At 40.6% G+C, this 16,375-nt stretch carries 27 protein-coding genes; 26 read left to right on the forward strand and 1 reads right to left on the reverse strand.

The window, feature by feature from the left end:
* Window positions 1–19: 19 nt before the first annotated feature.
* The 20 genes from ACTJJD_RS12465 (at window position 20) to ACTJJD_RS12560 (ending at window position 9,685) form a co-directional block, all read left to right on the forward strand.
* Window positions 20–715, forward strand: coding sequence for a hypothetical protein (locus ACTJJD_RS12465; RefSeq protein WP_440608451.1), 696 nt, complete (start codon window positions 20–22; stop codon window positions 713–715).
* Between the two features lie 287 nt (window positions 716–1,002).
* On the forward strand, window positions 1,003–1,284 hold the full coding sequence (locus ACTJJD_RS12470) for a hypothetical protein (protein WP_041085511.1): 282 nt from the start codon (window positions 1,003–1,005) through the stop codon (window positions 1,282–1,284).
* Window positions 1,285–1,357: 73 nt separating this feature from the next.
* Window positions 1,358–1,561 carry an XtrA/YqaO family protein gene (locus ACTJJD_RS12475; RefSeq protein ID WP_138277977.1) on the forward strand — a complete coding sequence of 68 codons (204 nt, stop codon included), beginning with the start codon at window positions 1,358–1,360 and terminating at the stop codon, window positions 1,559–1,561.
* A 32-nt stretch (window positions 1,562–1,593) separates the two neighbouring features.
* Window positions 1,594–1,818, forward strand: coding sequence for a hypothetical protein (locus tag ACTJJD_RS12480; RefSeq protein ID WP_440608452.1), 225 nt, complete (start codon window positions 1,594–1,596; stop codon window positions 1,816–1,818).
* 39 nt (window positions 1,819–1,857) lie between these two features.
* On the forward strand, window positions 1,858–2,058 hold the full coding sequence (locus ACTJJD_RS12485; RefSeq protein ID WP_440608453.1) for a DUF6877 family protein: 201 nt from the start codon (window positions 1,858–1,860) through the stop codon (window positions 2,056–2,058).
* A gap of 20 nt (window positions 2,059–2,078) precedes the next feature.
* A complete protein-coding gene (locus ACTJJD_RS12490) occupies window positions 2,079–2,291 on the forward strand; it encodes a hypothetical protein (protein WP_440608454.1) in 213 nt (70 codons plus the stop codon).
* 1 nt (window position 2,292) lies between these two features.
* Entirely contained in the window at window positions 2,293–2,601 is a 309-nt protein-coding gene (locus ACTJJD_RS12495) for a hypothetical protein (RefSeq protein ID WP_440608455.1), read from the forward strand.
* Between the two features lie 123 nt (window positions 2,602–2,724).
* On the forward strand, window positions 2,725–2,928 hold the full coding sequence (locus ACTJJD_RS12500) for a hypothetical protein (RefSeq protein ID WP_440608456.1): 204 nt from the start codon (window positions 2,725–2,727) through the stop codon (window positions 2,926–2,928).
* A complete protein-coding gene (locus ACTJJD_RS12505; RefSeq protein ID WP_440608457.1) occupies window positions 2,925–3,350 on the forward strand; it encodes a hypothetical protein in 426 nt (141 codons plus the stop codon). Before ACTJJD_RS12500 ends, ACTJJD_RS12505 begins: the two co-directional genes overlap by 4 nt.
* A 15-nt stretch (window positions 3,351–3,365) precedes the next feature.
* Window positions 3,366–3,596, forward strand: a complete 231-nt coding sequence (locus ACTJJD_RS12510) for a hypothetical protein (RefSeq protein WP_283924341.1) — start codon at window positions 3,366–3,368, stop codon at window positions 3,594–3,596.
* Between the two features lie 2 nt (window positions 3,597–3,598).
* Complete coding sequence (locus ACTJJD_RS12515; RefSeq protein ID WP_330545935.1) at window positions 3,599–4,204, forward strand: HNH endonuclease signature motif containing protein; 606 nt, start codon at window positions 3,599–3,601, stop codon at window positions 4,202–4,204.
* Complete coding sequence (locus tag ACTJJD_RS12520) at window positions 4,201–4,611, forward strand: hypothetical protein (RefSeq protein WP_440608458.1); 411 nt, start codon at window positions 4,201–4,203, stop codon at window positions 4,609–4,611. The genes ACTJJD_RS12515 and ACTJJD_RS12520 overlap by 4 nt, the downstream gene beginning before the upstream one ends.
* Complete coding sequence (locus ACTJJD_RS12525) at window positions 4,608–4,952, forward strand: hypothetical protein (RefSeq protein ID WP_440608459.1); 345 nt, start codon at window positions 4,608–4,610, stop codon at window positions 4,950–4,952. The genes ACTJJD_RS12520 and ACTJJD_RS12525 overlap by 4 nt, the downstream gene beginning before the upstream one ends.
* A 71-nt stretch (window positions 4,953–5,023) precedes the next feature.
* Entirely contained in the window at window positions 5,024–5,407 is a 384-nt protein-coding gene (locus ACTJJD_RS12530) for an ArpU family phage packaging/lysis transcriptional regulator (protein ID WP_440608460.1), read from the forward strand.
* A gap of 100 nt (window positions 5,408–5,507) precedes the next feature.
* Window positions 5,508–6,476 (forward strand): HNH endonuclease signature motif containing protein, encoded by a 969-nt coding sequence (locus ACTJJD_RS12535; RefSeq protein ID WP_440608461.1) that lies wholly within the window; start codon window positions 5,508–5,510, stop codon window positions 6,474–6,476.
* A gap of 11 nt (window positions 6,477–6,487) precedes the next feature.
* Window positions 6,488–6,973 carry an SMI1/KNR4 family protein gene (locus tag ACTJJD_RS12540; protein ID WP_440163752.1) on the forward strand — a complete coding sequence of 162 codons (486 nt, stop codon included), beginning with the start codon at window positions 6,488–6,490 and terminating at the stop codon, window positions 6,971–6,973.
* Window positions 6,974–7,470: 497 nt separating this feature from the next.
* Window positions 7,471–7,641, forward strand: coding sequence for a hypothetical protein (locus ACTJJD_RS12545; protein ID WP_440608462.1), 171 nt, complete (start codon window positions 7,471–7,473; stop codon window positions 7,639–7,641).
* A gap of 90 nt (window positions 7,642–7,731) precedes the next feature.
* A complete protein-coding gene (locus tag ACTJJD_RS12550) occupies window positions 7,732–8,076 on the forward strand; it encodes a structural protein (RefSeq protein WP_440608463.1) in 345 nt (114 codons plus the stop codon).
* Window positions 8,077–8,132: 56 nt separating this feature from the next.
* Complete coding sequence (locus ACTJJD_RS12555) at window positions 8,133–8,651, forward strand: ParB N-terminal domain-containing protein (RefSeq protein WP_440608464.1); 519 nt, start codon at window positions 8,133–8,135, stop codon at window positions 8,649–8,651.
* A gap of 8 nt (window positions 8,652–8,659) precedes the next feature.
* Entirely contained in the window at window positions 8,660–9,685 is a 1,026-nt protein-coding gene (locus tag ACTJJD_RS12560; RefSeq protein WP_440608465.1) for a DNA cytosine methyltransferase, read from the forward strand.
* Between the two features lie 20 nt (window positions 9,686–9,705).
* Here ACTJJD_RS12560 and ACTJJD_RS12565 read toward each other — a convergent pair whose 3' ends face one another.
* On the reverse strand, window positions 9,706–10,260 hold the full coding sequence (locus ACTJJD_RS12565) for a hypothetical protein (protein WP_440608466.1): 555 nt from the start codon (window positions 10,258–10,260) through the stop codon (window positions 9,706–9,708).
* A gap of 205 nt (window positions 10,261–10,465) precedes the next feature.
* Here ACTJJD_RS12565 and ACTJJD_RS12570 point away from each other — a divergent pair, with 205 nt between their 5' ends.
* The 6 genes from ACTJJD_RS12570 (at window position 10,466) to ACTJJD_RS12595 (ending at window position 16,336) form a co-directional block, all read left to right on the forward strand.
* Window positions 10,466–10,714: a hypothetical protein gene (locus ACTJJD_RS12570; protein ID WP_440608467.1), complete on the forward strand. Its 249-nt coding sequence runs from the start codon at window positions 10,466–10,468 to the stop codon at window positions 10,712–10,714.
* Between the two features lie 47 nt (window positions 10,715–10,761).
* A complete protein-coding gene (gene terS / locus ACTJJD_RS12575; RefSeq protein WP_440608468.1) occupies window positions 10,762–11,649 on the forward strand; it encodes a phage terminase small subunit in 888 nt (295 codons plus the stop codon).
* An 8-nt stretch (window positions 11,650–11,657) separates the two neighbouring features.
* Complete coding sequence (locus ACTJJD_RS12580) at window positions 11,658–12,962, forward strand: PBSX family phage terminase large subunit (RefSeq protein ID WP_440608495.1); 1,305 nt, start codon at window positions 11,658–11,660, stop codon at window positions 12,960–12,962.
* Window positions 12,959–14,488, forward strand: coding sequence for a phage portal protein (locus ACTJJD_RS12585; RefSeq protein ID WP_440608469.1), 1,530 nt, complete (start codon window positions 12,959–12,961; stop codon window positions 14,486–14,488). The genes ACTJJD_RS12580 and ACTJJD_RS12585 overlap by 4 nt, the downstream gene beginning before the upstream one ends.
* Window positions 14,485–15,396 (forward strand): phage minor head protein, encoded by a 912-nt coding sequence (locus tag ACTJJD_RS12590; protein ID WP_440608470.1) that lies wholly within the window; start codon window positions 14,485–14,487, stop codon window positions 15,394–15,396. The genes ACTJJD_RS12585 and ACTJJD_RS12590 overlap by 4 nt, the downstream gene beginning before the upstream one ends.
* 73 nt (window positions 15,397–15,469) lie before the next feature.
* Window positions 15,470–16,336 (forward strand): hypothetical protein, encoded by an 867-nt coding sequence (locus ACTJJD_RS12595; RefSeq protein ID WP_440608471.1) that lies wholly within the window; start codon window positions 15,470–15,472, stop codon window positions 16,334–16,336.
* Window positions 16,337–16,375 lie beyond the last annotated feature (39 nt).

Here is a 16,375-nt window from a genome sequence, read left to right on the forward strand (position 1 = left end):
TTACTAGGAGGAACAAAATATGTCTTTTATAAATTTTGATGGATTCGTAAAAAAGGTGAATCACAAGCCTAAAGGTGTCACCGAATTGGTTCTTGAAATTTCGACCAAAGAGCTGGGGAACGGCATTCAAAACCTTGCTGAAATGATTGATAACGATGTGCGTGTTGAAATTGAGAGCGATATTGTCCGCTATAACGTGCAGATTAACGCAAACACTGAACGACCAATTGTAAATTATCAAGTGGATCAGAGCGGCGTGGTTCACATAGCTGATCCTGAGCCGGAACAGTTAGAGGCTGAACTTGGTTTGCCTGAAGAAAAACCAAAAATTGAAGAAAAACCGATGGAGATTAAGCGTGAAGTGGTGGATCAATTCATCATTGAAGGCATGGCTCCAGAACAGGAAGGTTTCCCAGAGAATATGGCTGACATTGCGAAACGGCGAATTGAGGGTGAATCATACCGCAAGTTGGCCACAGAACTTGAGATGTCCTCCGGTGCAATCGTTGATCTGATCAATGACTACCGAGCAGCAGTTGCTCCGCTCGCTGAAACATGGTGGGACTGGAAGCAGGATCAAGCCAACGAAGCTGAACCGATGCAAACCAAGAATGAAGAGGCAGCTGAAGACGAAAAGGGTTCAGATGATAGCGTTCCAGATGAATACGATCTTCCTAAAGATGATCAAAAAGATGAGGAAGACGGGGCTGCATAAGGTGGCACGCAAACGCTCAAAACGGTGGTTCTTGCTTTATCGCGAAGAGGATGGACAGCGCGTCCACCTCTATGAACCACTTAAAAAATATGAACTGCAAAGTCGGATTAGGAAAGGATGGAGGATAGTCAGATGATTAATAAAATCAAATTCTTCTTCAAACACAAGCACTTCTTTTGCTTTAAATGTAGAAATATAGTTTCGATTGAGCGAGGCTATGAGTTGGAATTTTGCACGCGGGTTTTCAATGGTCCTTACTGCTCGAAATGCGGAAGGAGCTTCAGGAAATGAAACAGATCGTAAAAGGCGATTGGGTAGAAGTTGTAGGTCAAGATGATCGTGAAGGATTGTACGTTCTTGGGTATGTTCTTGAGACTACTGGAGGAAATCTCTTAATAAAGTCACGTTTCGGACGAATGGGTGTCTATCCTGAAGATTGGGCTAAAAACATGGATATAACGGTCACTGAAGCTGGCTTAAAGGATCTTATTAACTTGTCCTTAGACATAAAGGACAAACATCTATTTGAAATGTATACGCGTGATTTACAAGCTTTACAGAGCAAATAAAAAGAACCAAAGCACAAGGCTCCGGCTCTAATGAATCTCGACAATTCATTATAACATGGGAGGCCTTGTGCGCATGAATAATCCTTACAAACATATAGACTCTAACATCTCCATTGATAACTTTATGACCAAAGGAGAAGTGAAAGTCATTATCCTAGATGGCCATTCCGATGAAGTGTTCTTGGTGGAAGCACCTATTTACGGGAAAACGGAAATCACTACACGTGACGGCCAATTCACCAATTTGAATTACAGCAGTTCACACAAAATAAAATAGCAGGAGCTTCCTCCTGCAGGGAGGCAGTCAAAATGAAAGAAATCTGGTATTCAAAATCACCATTCGCTGAATTTTGTATCGTCAATACAGCGAGCGGATATGTTGCCTATTGGCGTTCTGATCTATTAACAGATGCAAAATGGAGCGAGTATGACACATATCAATCCTATCCAGCAGCACGTCGGAACCTTGGTAAAGTCGGTTGCGCCGGAAGTATGAAAAAGGTTGAGCGGCTGCCATGGGAAAGCGTGGCATGAGCTTACACAGAATATGTCTTACTGTTCTAGGAGGATCATATGGAGTTTAAACCATCTGAAAACATGTCATATGAAGGGCTTTGGAGGGCGCTAGATGACATCAAATGGCGGATAGGTGATGCGGTACTGTCTGGTGATCGTATCAACAGCCCTTATATCAAAACACAAAAGAAAAAAGCTGAAACAATTAAAGATGAGCTGCAGCGCCGATTTGATCAACAGGCCAAGCAAGCAGAATGAAAAAAGAGAGGATGATCATTATGGAACTGAGAAAAATTTTTTATTTAAACGTACAAGGCATAAGACTTTTGGGAGGGTGGGATCACTACCCTAGTGAGGACGAAATGCGAAACGCATTAATTAATATGTATGGCTCTTATACTCACTTAGGAGAACGGCCAATTATTTTTGAAGTCATGAAGCAAAACACGTTTTATCAAGGCGATATACAAGATTTGCAGGAGGGCTTCTGATATGAAAACTGTGCCAGCGATTGTATTTAAAAATAAACATACTGAACGCTACCTAAGCTATGGACCTGATTTTATGGATTTAACCGATCCTAATGGAGATGTAAAAGAAATTACAGATGCGTTGTGTCTCATTAGAAAAGATCGTGAGAAGCCAAGTGATCAAGATTTAACCGATTTTTACAACATGGTGTCTCAATACAATGCTCCTCTTGATATTAACGATCTCAAAAACTGTTACGATCCTGCTCATGTTGATTATACAATCGAAGAATTTGAAAGGATCAAGGAAAGACATGAGGAGGAGTATTGATGGCGAAGCATGAGTCAAACGGGCCTGTCATCTTCACTCTGCTGGCTATCATTGCAATCATCATGGTCGTTGGATTGATGCAATAAAAAACATCACTAGAAAGGAAAAGGAGGAATATATCCTGTGGAAATTCGAATTGAAAAAAGAAAAGAATCTGGTTCTTGTAATTATTGTGACAGAGCCACAGTGAACGGAAAATGGGTGCAATATCCTTACGATGAAGTAATTCATGTTAAAGGAAATCAAATCAGCACTCGCTTCTGTAAGGACTGTCTCAAAAGATTATCTGAGTTTAACCAATACGTTAAGCAGGAGGAAACGGTATGAGTGAATACAAAGAATTTCAAATAACTTTACCATCAGGCGAAATCATCAGACGAAACAGTGAAGGGCTGTATGGATCAAATAATATTGTAGTGGACAAAGACTATGTGATAGATACTTTAGTCCAAAGTCATCAAGAACAAGGTAAAGAAGAAATGAAGTTTTATGAGACGCACGAGCCTTATTATGCATTAATCAAAGCACGAAACACCAAAAACGCCACAGAAATTTATAATGATACCGTTGCTGATGATGTAGAGGGAGAGCTTGCAGAGAACATCAAAGAAGTAACAGGACTATATGCAGCAATCAGATACAGCAGAACAGTTGGTGAGGACGGAAAAACCATACCGTTTGAAGAAGTCCTTCAAGATTTAACAAATGAAGAAGAAATGACGCTGCTCATTGACGGAAGCTTGATATAAGAAAGGGGAATGAAGATGAGAAATACATTAGGAGACTTGAACAACCATTTATTTGCGCAGCTGGAGCGGTTGAGTGATGAAGACTTAAACGGTGAGGAACTTCAAGAAGAAATTGAACGTTCCAAAGCTGTCACTGATGTGGCCAATCGCATAATTTCTAATGGAGCACTAGTATTACAAGCGCAAAAATTTCATACAGAATACAAATCAAAAGATCTTGAGAAACCGAAAATGCTGGAGGGATAAAGGTGAGGTTATTCACTGAAGAACAAGAATCCTTCATCCGTTCACATGCTGCAGGTTTACTCAATCAAGAACTAGCAGATTTGATCAATCAGAAATTTGGTTTAAATGTTACTAGGCAACAAGTGAAGACCTGGAAGCATAATCGTAAAATCTCCAGCGGTTTAACCAGCCATTTCCCCAAGGGGCATGTACCGCTCAATAAAGGGACAAAAGGGCTTTATAATGTTGGCGGAAATAAAACATCTTTTAAACCAGGACACAAGCCTTTAAATTATAAGCCGGTAGGTTATGAAAGAGTTGATCGAGACGGTTATATATTGATCAAAGTGTCAGATGATGGCCCTTGGCAAAAGCGATGGAAACATAAGCATAAGGTTCTTTGGGAAGAAGAAAACGGACCAATCCCAAGTGGCCATTGTTTAATATTTTTAGACGGGAACAAGCTCAATGTAAAACTAGACAATTTGCAACTCATCACCAGACAGCAATTAGTAAGGTTAAATCAAAACAAGTTAATTACTAATGATCCTGAAATCACTAAAACAGGCATAGTGATGGCAGCTATATATTCTAAAATTGGTGAATTGAAAAGGGAGAGTAAACAATGAAAAAACTACTAATCACACTATCTATCATTGTGGCTGCGGTGCTTTGTGCGCCGTCAGCCGCAGCTGTAACGAGCGGATATAAAACAGTGGGCGGACACACAATCAGCGTATCAACGGATGCTAATTCGTACACCCCACGTGCTAAAAGCATTGATGTCACAGCACGTAAAACAGGTTCTGAAAAAGTATACTACCGCTTCACGTTGCAAAAGAAGGTGAGCGGCAAATGGAAAGATCAGCGGTTTAGTCTAGTGGGATCATTCAAGACTGCCACGCCTGCAAAGGAATTTTACACGGTAAATCATACATCCGGCACACACCGGATCAAAATGACGATCTACAGAAACAAAAACTGGACAGGCGTAAAAGGCCATATTTATACGCCAGCTTTTGAGGTGAAAAAATGACCATCAAACTATCAAACCTACCTGACGATGCGAAAATAATCAACGAGAGCGGCTTTCTGCTCCAAACAGCCGCGGAAACAAAAGAAGACATTTTGGAGCGAGGAGAGCATCATCACGAAGATACATGGTTTCTCTTCTTGCATGAAGACGTTTTTGGAGACGAAGTGGAAATAGATATTTTTCCAGCCTGCTTTAATGGATTTATCAATTTTGATAGATCAGAACTTGATGCTATCAAGGACAACATTCTACACACAAAAATGCACGGCCATAACCTAACTGAAATCGAAAAAGGGATTCTTGATAAGATTGAATCAGCTTTTCAGCAATTAGAAGAATAAATCATACGACATAGATCGGTGCAAAATTGCCCTGGTCTATGTCTTTAATTGTTTATAGGAGGTTGAGGAAAATGGGAGCTGAACAATTGTGTTTACTGCCAGGTATCGATGAGAAACAAGTAAGAAATGCTCTGATCAAGGAGTTGAAGGTCTATAGGGCACTGAAGGTTCTTGAAGAAAACAGAAAGGAACAGGAGGCAAACGGTGCAACAGGGCTTTTTCCTTCTCTCAGGAACCAGGAAGTTTTAAATGAACTGAAGGTCCGGCAGATAGAAAGAGCGCTAGAAAACAGCCTAGATGAAATTGAGCAAGACATCATCCGTATGAAATACCTGACATCACGTGTGGTAAAGGATTTGGAGGTGTGTGAAGAACTGGGTCTGAAGAAAGACCGGTATTATAAATTGAAGAAGCAAGCAACGTTTAATCTTTCAACAGCACTCGGAATCATATGAGTGCTGTTTCTGTATATATAGTATTTTAGGATCATTTATAAATAGATACATATATTGTATATTGGATTTGTTGTAAATAAATTGGAAAAGGAGTATCAGAATGAAGAAATTAGCTTATTCGATTTTCTTTATGGTTTTTCTGTTGGCGGCATGGTTTTGGACAAGTGATGCTGAAGCTAGTCAATCAAAGAACGGTATCACAACATACAAAGAGACACATGTACTAGAAGTTGACGAAAATGGACATGCAAAAGAAATACAGAGTAAATCTGATATAATTGACCAAGCAAGACAACAATTTAAAAACCAACCTCATGATCCACCTCAAAGAAATATGCCACAGGGTGACACCGTAGTGCTGCAACCATCCACCAAGAATAAAAATACTAATAAGACTCCAGACGCTAATACTAAAGCCGCAAACACAATTGTCATTGATACATTGTTTAAGTTAGATCAATCGAAAAAGTCAATTACTCATAGTTCCACGATTCGTAGCATTATAGGCAAAGCGAAGCCGGTTATTGTAATTGTAGGTAGCACTCTATTTGTAGGAGATGATTATGCGGGGAAATATAACGCAATTTCAACTTATACAAAAGAATTTACGGGTTCTCAGATAAAAGTTGGTGCTACAAAATCTAAAACGTATAAGATGGTTAAAACGAAATTTGTGTACAAATCCGATATACTGACAGCCGGTTGGGTCGGAAGTGCCCCGGGTACTAAACAGAGTACAACTGCAACATATTTAGTTAATAAAAATGCTTATCAATATCCCCAAATTCATAATAGTCATAGTGGTAAATCATTGCCGGCACCAACAAAAGCAAATATGAAATGGTATAAGCCTGAAGATAGAGTTAAGAGAGATAAGGATATCCGTAATAAATATATCAGATGGTATATTGGTAAATACGGCGATCCTAAATGGAATTGGTCTGATTTAGACGTTCACCATGTTATTCCTTTAGAATATGGTGGAGATAATAAAATGGGTAATTTATATGGACTCACAAGAACGTTGCATCAACAAGAGGTTTCTCCTTGGTGGAGAGGATATAGATAGAAGGTGAAAGATTGAGTAGGATCGTGCAAATATTAGAAAAGCTTGAAAATCAATTAGATGAGAAGAACATCATCAAATTCTCGGTAGACGGTGAAGTCTATGAAAAGTGCTGTACCTTAAATGCCCCAGCCGATCAAGAAAATATAAAACAATTTGAAAAGAAACATCATGCATTGCCTGACGATCTCAAAGAGTTTTTATGTCTACATAATGGCGCAAGAATATTTGAAGACATAGTTTTTGGGAACAAGGTGGGTGGAGGATTACACGTTTTCAGTTTAGAAGAAATCGAATCCGAGTTGTCTAATGATTTTTTTGATCAGGTTGATGGAACAGCTATTGCCGCTCTTTTTGAAGGGTGCTACTTGATACTAAATAAGGAAAATCCCAACCTTTATCTATTTGAAGACGGTTTAGAGTATAGGCTGCTTGATGTAGATTTTGAAACTTTCCTTCAGAAGTATATTGATTCTGAAGGCGATGCGTTTTGGGAATAATAGAACCAAAGTGTCCATGTTTATGGGCACTTTTTTTATTTGCCTTGCCGAGAAAAAACCGAGAAAAAACCGAGAAAAAACCGAGAAAAAGGGGACCTTTTTTCCTAAGTGGATCATCGTATGATAGAGACAAGCAAAACGAACGTAAATATTTTGTCCAGAAGGAAGAACCTGCGGACGCTGATCATTGAGCACTCTAAGTGCCTTGATTGGTGTCCGCTTTTTTTATTGGGAGACGCACCTTTCCCGTATCAAGTGTGCACTCGGGTCACGCAGGTTTGACGGCCGTCAGCTTTACAGGAGGAGCGGCATTGTCAAGGCAGTATTGCGGCGGTGGCCACGGGGAGCGAACGGTGAAAATCCGTGTTGATTGTCGGTTATGTTTATGGCCGGTTCTTACTGATCTTTGCGTCCTCCTGAAGATCAGCATGAGCCACATTAATTATATTTAAGCGAATAGCGTAAGGCGGTGCTTATTCGGCAAGGAGAAATGAAAGATGAAATTGAGAGACATTTTATCAGCAGAAACGAAACAGCAGCTTGAAAAAGAGAAAAGCCCCTCAACAAAGGAAGCTGATCCTTCGACGAGGCAGGAATGGGAAGAAATCATGGGAACGAGACGCGAAACGTACCAACGACAAGGCGGCCGTATCCGAAGAAAACGATAAATTTTGGGAACAGTCGTCTTTGGGGTGTATGGCTGCAGGTGCTTTGGTGAGGGATAGGAGCGCAAAAATTTAAAAAGGGAGATGATGAGCATGTCATCAGGATTTGGCGTATCTGCGAATCCAACAAAAGCAAATCACAAAATCGGAGAGGATAAGGTCGTACGAATTGCGGTGCAAAACCACAACGACTTTAGTGCTGGTCCAAACCTTATTCCTCAACGAAAAGTAGAAGGGAAATGGGTTACAATCAAGACGAATTCACCTAACCCGCTTAATCCAGGCGAAAAACAGTACGATGAATTCGGTATCAAGGAATCACTTCAAAACAAAAAAGGTACTTATCGCTTTAAAGTTGATGTAGAACGTTACGATAAAAAGGGCAATCATGTTGCAACTCTTGGAACATTCTACACATCGGAATTTTACATCAAGTAAGCAGCTGATGCCGCCTTCAGGGCGGCATCATTTGTTTTTATAGGAGGAAACAGCGAATGAACATCAAAACAATTCCTGTACATAAAATCAACCCATCACCATATAACCCCCGAATTGATCTGCAACCAGGAGATCCAGAATACGACTCTCTGAAAAACTCAATAAAAAAATTCGGATACATTGATCCCTTAGTATGGAATGAACGGACAGGTCACCTTGTAGGCGGTCATCAACGATTCAAAGTATTGATGGAGGACAATCCAAGTGAAATTCTTGTTTCTGTTGTATCTCTTAATGAGCAAGATGAAAAAGCATTAAATATTGCCCTTAATAAGATAGATGGTGATTGGGATGAATACAAACTCACTGAACTAATTAAGGAACTAGAAGAAGCAGGATATGATTTGAGCGCAACAGGATTCAGCGATGCAGAATTAGAGGATATTTTAGATGAACTGGAACATACAGGACAAGGTGGAGCTGTATCAGAGAGTCATGAGATTGATCTTGAGGATTATAGCGATGACCAATTTGAACATACGTGTCCTAAGTGCGGATTCTCATTTAATGAGTAGGTGACAGCATGAACTACAGATGGAAATTGAGTGATCTTAAAAACATCCCTTCCAACGACTTGAAAGTGTTCAGCACATTCTCTTGTGGTGGCGGCTCATCAATGGGCTACAAATTAGCAGGGTTTGAATTGCTGGGAAACTGTGAGATCGATCCGCAAATGATGAAAATCTATAAAAAGAATCACAAGCCGAAATATCCTTATCTCATGGATATTCGAGAGTTTAACAAGATCCCACTCACCGATCTTCCTGAAGAACTCATGAATCTTGATGTATTCGATGGATCGCCACCATGCAGCGTATTTTCAACTGCCGGTAAAAGGGAAGAGGATTGGGGAAGAGAAAAGGCGTTCAGAGAGGGACAAGCTGTCCAAAAACTAGACGATCTGTTCTTTCATTACCTAGATGCTGTAGAACGATTGAAGCCGAAAACCTTTGTGGCTGAGAACGTAAGCGGCATGATCAAAGGAAAAGCAAAGGGGTATGTGAAGCTTGTCATTGAGCGAGCAAAAGAAATCGGGTATGACGTTCAGCTGTTCTTGCTGAACGCTGCCACAATGGGAGTCCCGCAAAGAAGAGAGCGGGTTTTTTTTATTGGCCGTAGAAAGGACCTGAATCTGCCACCGTTGAAATTGGCCTTCAATGAACCACCGGTCACATATGGAGAGTTTAGAAGTGGACATGGATCAAGGTTGAATGAATCAAGTAAAACATATAAAAGGTGGATTAAGCGGCGTCCGTCCGATGGCAACATTGGAGACATCACTAAACGAACAGAAGGTAAAGAGCGGAATTTCAATACAGTATTAGTTAAGAACAGTTTAGTTCCGCCAACACTAGCAAGCGGATCTGTCTTTATTAGATACGATGAACCTTATTATATCTCTGAAAGGGATATTATTCTGATGCAATCTTTCCCACTGGATTATGACTTTATTGACGCTTCAGTGCAGTATGTCTGCGGGATGAGTGTGCCTCCAGTGATGATGAAGCGGATCGCGGAACAGATACATTTGCAATGGTTTTTAAAATAAAGGGGGCGACCCCCCTTTATTTAGCAGGACCAATCTCCAGATTCATGCTCATAGGTAATATCATAATTAACTAATTTAAAAGTTTCTTCCGCTAAACAGCTTTTAAACTCTTGTATAAATAGAACCTTAGCTGACGGAATTGCTGGGGGTAATAAAGTTGGTTCTATACAACCAACTACGACAACAGCAGCGGCTTTAATAGCTGCTTTTTCAGCACACTTTTCAATAATCTTAACAGTATCTCCAGCTAAGTCTGAGGGATAGAAAACTTTCGCCTCTAACCAATGTTTCCCTTTTCTTGTACAGGTAACTGGATACGGAACATCAATGTGCCCGTCAAAAGGTACATCAACACGTCTATAACGAGTCTCTACCTTTACTTCTGGAACTCCACTTAAAGTGACAAGAGGGTATTTCCAAACTTTTTTAGCGGAAGTTTCTTCTTCTGTTGAGATGCCAGTCGGTTTTGACTCTATGGCATCACCAGCGGCACCACCATTTGAAGGTGAAGATAATACATCTGAAATCTCAAGTGTTTTTAATTCCAGATTATCCGATAAATATTTGACTTCCATTTAAAACTCTCCTTTTCATTGTGTTCGGGATTAATATGGATGGGAGTCAATGAACTTATTCATAAAATAAAAAAAGAGGGTGCTGACAACACCCTCCCTTCAAAGACAGAAAAAATCTCCCTGCCTAAGAGCGTGATCAAGACGCGGCCGCGTTTGTGGGAAAATATCACGCTCTCAAACCATATTGTAATGGAGGACAGGGAGTATGACAAGAGAAAATACAAACACACGTTCCCTTTCTGACGAAGAAAAGACGGAAATGCTTATGATCCTTCAAGCTGAACAGGCTGAAGGTATAGATAAATCAAAAGAGAACTATCGAAAAATTGCACAGGCTTGCATATCTCAATGGGTGAGAGATTTCAAAGAAGGTAACATTAAATTGTCTTCAGTAGAAGATCTGAAGAAGCTCATAGAACTCGACATCGATCTTCAGAAGCATGACGATATTTGAAAACAAACTCAAACTTAATTCAGCAGCTCGGAGGTGGGTGATATGTAATGGCTAGACCGAGAAATCCTAAAAGAGATCAGGCATTCCAATTGTGGAAGGCAAGCAATGGAACCCGCTTACTGAAAGACATTGCTGAAGAATTAGAGTGTTCTCAAACGCTTATCCGCAAATGGAAGAACCAAGACTCTTGGGATGAGAAATTGAATGGTAACGTTACTAAACTAACAGGGAAATCCAATGGTAACGTTACTAAACGTCCTGGTGCTCCGAAAGGGAGTAAAAACGCCAGAGGTAATAAAGGAGGTAAAGCGCCACCTGGCAACCAAAATGCTAAAGGCAATAGGGGTGGCGCAGCTCCTAAAGGGAACAAGAATTCATTCAAGACCGGTGAATATGAAACGATCATGTTTGAGTATATGGATGAAAAGGAGCAGAAGCTTTTTACTGAAGTTGATACTGATCCTCTGTACCAAATTGATCTATCAATACGATTATTGAGCGTGCGTGAAACAAGAATGATGCGCTTGATTACTAAATATGAGAATGGATTGACTGATAAGCAGCGGACAGTCTTGCAGCAAATGCGGAAAATGAAAGATGTTGTTCAGGCTCCAGATAAAAATGGTCTGATTAAAGCTGTTCCGATAACTAATGAACGTCTAGCAGTGGTCCAGATCGAGGAGACAGACTCACCGCTGCTGGAGAAGATATTGAGCATAGAAGACGCTCTGACACGTGTGACCGCACAACGTGATAAAGCCAATAGGCAGAAAGTCGACATAATGAAAACTATGTCTGAATATGAATTGAGGCTTCGTGGTCTCGATCTTGCAAACCGAACGAGAGAAGCAGAGCTTGAGAGGATCACCGCTCGACCTGTCGATGATTCGGTTCAAATTACTATAAAGAGAGCAAAGAAAAAAGGTGATGGCTGATGCAACTGATGGAGAAGGAAGTCAATCCACACTTTGAAGATTTTCTCTTTGATTGGGATCAGAAGTTTCAATTCTTGGTGGGCGGTTACGGCTCCTCCAAAAGCTATCATATTGCCCTGAAGCTCATTCTGAAACTACTAGATGAAAAGAGAACAGCTCTTGTGATTCGTGAAGTCTATGACACGCACAGGGATTCTACGTTTTCTTTATTTGAAGAGATCGTAAATGATCTTGGACTCGATCATGTCATCCAGTGTAGAACATCACCGCTCATGCTTAAATTCCATAACGGCAGCCGGATCATCTTCAAAGGGTTGGACAAGCCAGCCAAGCTGAAGTCGATCAACAACATCTCGATCATATGGATTGAGGAATGTTCAGAAGTGAAGTACGAGGGATTCAAGGAGCTGCTTGGTCGTTTGCGTCACCCGACTTTGGATTTGCACATGATACTATCAACAAACCCTGTCGGCCAGGATAACTGGACATACCGTCACTTCTTTAAGGATGATCAGAACAACCGATTTATCCTGGATGACGAGACTTTATACAAAGAACGCACCATCGCTATCAATGATACGTACTATCATCATTCTACAGCTGAAGACAACTTGTTCCTTCCGGTCAGCTATATTAAGCAGCTGGACGAACTAAAAGAATACGATCCCGACCTTTATCGAATTGCCCGAAAAGGTCATTTTGGCATTAACGGAATACGTGTGCTACCACAATTTGAGGTACAGTCACATGATGATGTCATGTTGGCCATCTCAAATATTAATCGGCCTTTACTTAGAGCAGGCATGGACTTTGGTTTCGTTGATTCATATAACGCTTTGATTCGACTAGCTGTAGATCACGAGAAGAAGTATCTATATATCTATTGGGAGTATTACGATCGTGGCAAGACTGATGATGTCACGGTTGAGGATTTGAAAGAATTCATAGAAACAAAAGAGCTGATCAAAGCAGACAATGAACAAAAGACAATCGCATATTTCCGCAAGATGGGATACAACATGGTGGCTGCTCATAAGTTCCAGGGATCACGCTTGCAGTACACCAAGAAGATCAAGCGGTTTAAGAAAATCATTTGTTCCGACTCATGCAAAAACACGATCTATGAGCTTCAGCCGCTCACGTACAAGACAGACAAGCGCGGCAATATCATAGAAGACGAGTTTAAGATTGATCCCCACACCTTATCGGCCATCTGGTATGCGCTAGATGATTATGAGGTCACCGATCTGAAAGAGAAACCAAAAGAGCGGACACGTCCGAACAGAGATAGGAGGTCGATGAGAAGGCTATGACAAAACATGTGAAAGCTACTGTGTTTAAAGCGGACATCTCTCAAACTACGAAACAAATTCATGATGATAGTTTTAACTATGAGGCTGATGGATTGATCGAGCCGCCTTACAATATCACAGAGCTCAAACAAATAGCTGAGTATTCTACTATTCTTCAACAATGCATCGATGCGTATAAAACAAACATTCTAGGTTTCGGCTTAGGGATTGAATATGTCTTTGATTTCAACGCTGAGGATGCACCAGAAGGAAAGAAAGGCGCTGCTGAAAAGGAATGGACGAGGCTTGAGGAGCTTGTGCGATACATGAATTATGATGAATCAGCCGAAGTGGTTCTAGGATATGTGATAGAAGATCGGGAGCGGACAGGGAATGGCTTTCTTGAAGTGTTACGTAATGGTACAGGGCAACCAGCTGGGATCGAGTATTTGGATGCTCAACACATGCGAATATGTAAGATAGGCGATCCTGTCGAAATTGACTTTAAATATACCGATCAGGGTCAAGTCAAATCTCTCAAAAGAATGAAGCGGTTCAGAAAGTATGTGCAGCATATAAACACTAAAAAAGTATTCTTCAAAGAGTACGGCGATCCAAGAACAATGAACGCTTCTACGGGAGAATACAGCGAAGACACTCCTTCTAATCTTGTAGCAAGCGAAGTCATACACTTTAAAATCGGCAGCGGTACATATGGTGTTCCCCGTTGGATTGGTAACATCGTCAATATGTACGGAGCGCGAAAAGCTGAAGAGCTGAACTATCTGTACTTTAAACAAGGTCGTCATGTGCCGGCTGCAATTACAGTGGAAAATGGCATGCTGTCTGAATCCTCGTATGAACAGCTGCAAGAGTACATGAACGGCATTGAAGGTTCAGACAATGCACATAAGTTTCTTTTGCTTGAAGTCGAAGGGATTCCTAAAAAGAAAAAAGACGAAGTAAGCAATGACGAAGACCCTGCACCTGTGAAAGTTGAAATAAAATCACTGGCCGAGATTCTCCAGGAGGATGCACTCTTTTTGGAATACGATGAGAAGACAAGAAACAAGATACGTTCCTCATTCCGTTTGCCGCCAATTTACACAGGTGAGTCTCAAGACTATAACAAGGCCACAGCTGACACCGCTCGTAAGACGACTGAGGAACAGGTATTTCAGCCGGAAAGAATGATCATCACTGGCAAGCTCAATACACTCTTTCTTCCTGATCTCGATCTCTGGCATGTTCGACTCATATTAAATGGTCCTGACTTTCGTGATCCGCTCGAAATTGCAAAGGTTCTTACACCGTTTATTCAAGCAGGAGCGGTTTCACCGAATGACCTGCGTGATCTAGCTGGTCGTATTCTTGGGAAAACATTAGAAGAATGGCCAGAGGAAGAATATCATCGACCAATTGAGGCGAAGCCAAAGGCATCAACTAGCTTTCTTGATACGGTTCTTCAAAAGTCTGCGGGTACTAACAATGAATTGGTATCTATCCTCAAAGACCTTAGGGATGAACTAGAGGAAATCCGCAAATGAGCAAGATTGATCAGCTGATAAAAAACATCAATACCTTTGTACAAAAAGCGGAGGCAGATGAGATCGAGGAACTCAAAGCGGCGGTGTCTGATTTCCCTGAACTGGAGGATATCCCTTCCTTGGTGGAGGATTATGAGAAAACCATCGCTAGATTGTTCAGATTGCAACGCAGGATGTTTTTAAATGCTCTGAATGGTTTTATATCCAAGGACGATTCGGAGACGTTAGAATCAATTCTAGCATTCTTTCAAAATGACTTGTTTGCAGCTGATGAATTTGCGGAGCTGTTTGGAAAAGAAACGGCCATATTCTTGACTTTGACTGTCACGCAGCTGGCTGAGAAGATCATGCATTCCATCGATGCAGATATTCCATTCAAGGTGCTTTCTGAGAAAACTGAACAGTGGATTGAATCATGGTCACAGGAATTGGCGCAGCTGATGCAGCTGAATACTCATACAGCCATTGAGCACACGCTGAAAGAGGGTATAAAAGAAGGCCGCTCTATCCAAGAGATTGAACTGGAGCTGAAGGACCTTCCTGAATTCAGCCGCAAGCGCGCACGTGTGACAGCTATCACAGAAGTGTTGACCGCTTCTTCTGTTGCTCAACATGAATCCTATGTCCAATCCCCGGCAGTAACGGGGAAGAAGTGGAAGCATAGCGGTGGAAAAAAGAATCAGTCGAGAGAAAGTCACGTGCAGCTGGACGGCACGATCATCCCTCTCGATGAAGAATTTGAGATACCAGGCAGCGGAGAGCGGTGCATGTTTCCAAGAGATACCACGCTTTCTCCTAAAGAGAGAGTAAATTGTCATTGTGCGGTTGGTCCTGTGGTTGATCCTGTTATTCTTGGTTTGTCAGCTGAGGAAAAAGAAGATTTAAGACAACAAGTAACTGAGAATTGATTTGATTTGTCTAAGTATAATTATTTTATTCTCTCCAAAGGATATTACTATCTGAAAAAAAGGAGAGGTATTTATGCCACCAGAAGAAACTGAAATTGATTGGAAGGGTTGGATAGTAGACATTGCTGTAAATTTTGCACTTCCAATGGCTGGAGATTATTTATCAGATCTAATTAAACAGCATTTTTCTCAAAATCAAAATAACATGGAAGTTATGTTTAAAAATGCCGTTGAAGAAGTGTGTTCAAGAGTAGCGGAGATTATAGACGAAGCATTTTTAAATCAATATTTGTCCGATTGTAGACATGTAAGTAATCAATTAAGAATTTATCAAGAGACTAATGATAGAGATGTAATTACAAATGCACAAATTGAATCTTCAAGACTGGCTAGTCGTTTATACGATATGGGATATAAAGCTACAGGGGGATTTTTTATTGCGGCAAACATGCATTTAGTTTCTTTAAGAGCTCTATCGGAGGTAGACTCCACATATAGAAACACTCTGCAGGAGTTTACCCAAGATTATATTGAAAAAGGCATTCATTTGAATTCAAGACTAAATGATATTACAAAAGGCTTTACTCCGAGTGAATGTATATGGTACCCAAGGAAAATTAAAATTTCTGATCCTTCCCTAAATGACCAGGAACGTGGGGCTCTCATAGAGAGATATAATAAATTAACAAATAAACCACAGATTCTCGAATATTATGATGTGGGGAACTATAGACTTGAATCCAATGGTCATTTTTATGGCTTTCCAGATATCATCCTTGATATTGTATTGGAAATAGACAGCGAAACGAGAGGGAATTATCTTAAAGAATGTAGAAGGATTAGACAAAATCACATTGATGAAAGGGTTATTCCGCTCAATACTATTACAAATAGTACAGAGAATGTGTTAAGTAATTGGAAAAATTGGAAGGTTGAATAGGTGACCAAAACTCAATCTTTAAATTTGAAAGGAGGTGAA

Origin of the sequence: Bacillus sp. 22446, assembly GCF_052044955.1 — a bacterium.
Lineage (GTDB): Bacteria > Bacillota > Bacilli > Bacillales > Bacillaceae > Bacillus > Bacillus altitudinis.

Coding starts and splice junctions, on each gene's coding strand:
- ACTJJD_RS12530 (WP_440608460.1), top strand. CDS start 5,024: ATGGGAGCTGAACAATTGTGTTTACTGCCAGGTATCGATGAGAAACAA.
- ACTJJD_RS12490 (WP_440608454.1), top strand. CDS start 2,079: ATGGAACTGAGAAAAATTTTTTATTTAAACGTACAAGGCATAAGACTT.
- ACTJJD_RS12550 (WP_440608463.1), top strand. CDS start 7,732: ATGTCATCAGGATTTGGCGTATCTGCGAATCCAACAAAAGCAAATCAC.
- ACTJJD_RS12465 (WP_440608451.1), top strand. CDS start 20: ATGTCTTTTATAAATTTTGATGGATTCGTAAAAAAGGTGAATCACAAG.
- ACTJJD_RS12590 (WP_440608470.1), top strand. CDS start 14,485: ATGAGCAAGATTGATCAGCTGATAAAAAACATCAATACCTTTGTACAA.
- ACTJJD_RS12585 (WP_440608469.1), top strand. CDS start 12,959: ATGACAAAACATGTGAAAGCTACTGTGTTTAAAGCGGACATCTCTCAA.
- ACTJJD_RS12580 (WP_440608495.1), top strand. CDS start 11,658: ATGGAGAAGGAAGTCAATCCACACTTTGAAGATTTTCTCTTTGATTGG.
- ACTJJD_RS12520 (WP_440608458.1), top strand. CDS start 4,201: ATGAAAAAACTACTAATCACACTATCTATCATTGTGGCTGCGGTGCTT.
- ACTJJD_RS12555 (WP_440608464.1), top strand. CDS start 8,133: ATGAACATCAAAACAATTCCTGTACATAAAATCAACCCATCACCATAT.
- ACTJJD_RS12505 (WP_440608457.1), top strand. CDS start 2,925: ATGAGTGAATACAAAGAATTTCAAATAACTTTACCATCAGGCGAAATC.
- ACTJJD_RS12545 (WP_440608462.1), top strand. CDS start 7,471: ATGAAATTGAGAGACATTTTATCAGCAGAAACGAAACAGCAGCTTGAA.
- ACTJJD_RS12485 (WP_440608453.1), top strand. CDS start 1,858: ATGGAGTTTAAACCATCTGAAAACATGTCATATGAAGGGCTTTGGAGG.
- ACTJJD_RS12560 (WP_440608465.1), top strand. CDS start 8,660: ATGAACTACAGATGGAAATTGAGTGATCTTAAAAACATCCCTTCCAAC.
- ACTJJD_RS12480 (WP_440608452.1), top strand. CDS start 1,594: ATGAAAGAAATCTGGTATTCAAAATCACCATTCGCTGAATTTTGTATC.
- ACTJJD_RS12475 (WP_138277977.1), top strand. CDS start 1,358: ATGAATAATCCTTACAAACATATAGACTCTAACATCTCCATTGATAAC.
- ACTJJD_RS12495 (WP_440608455.1), top strand. CDS start 2,293: ATGAAAACTGTGCCAGCGATTGTATTTAAAAATAAACATACTGAACGC.
- ACTJJD_RS12510 (WP_283924341.1), top strand. CDS start 3,366: ATGAGAAATACATTAGGAGACTTGAACAACCATTTATTTGCGCAGCTG.
- ACTJJD_RS12565 (WP_440608466.1), bottom strand. CDS start 10,260: ATGGAAGTCAAATATTTATCGGATAATCTGGAATTAAAAACACTTGAG.
- ACTJJD_RS12570 (WP_440608467.1), top strand. CDS start 10,466: ATGACAAGAGAAAATACAAACACACGTTCCCTTTCTGACGAAGAAAAG.
- ACTJJD_RS12535 (WP_440608461.1), top strand. CDS start 5,508: ATGAAGAAATTAGCTTATTCGATTTTCTTTATGGTTTTTCTGTTGGCG.
- ACTJJD_RS12470 (WP_041085511.1), top strand. CDS start 1,003: ATGAAACAGATCGTAAAAGGCGATTGGGTAGAAGTTGTAGGTCAAGAT.
- ACTJJD_RS12525 (WP_440608459.1), top strand. CDS start 4,608: ATGACCATCAAACTATCAAACCTACCTGACGATGCGAAAATAATCAAC.
- ACTJJD_RS12595 (WP_440608471.1), top strand. CDS start 15,470: ATGCCACCAGAAGAAACTGAAATTGATTGGAAGGGTTGGATAGTAGAC.
- terS (WP_440608468.1), top strand. CDS start 10,762: ATGGCTAGACCGAGAAATCCTAAAAGAGATCAGGCATTCCAATTGTGG.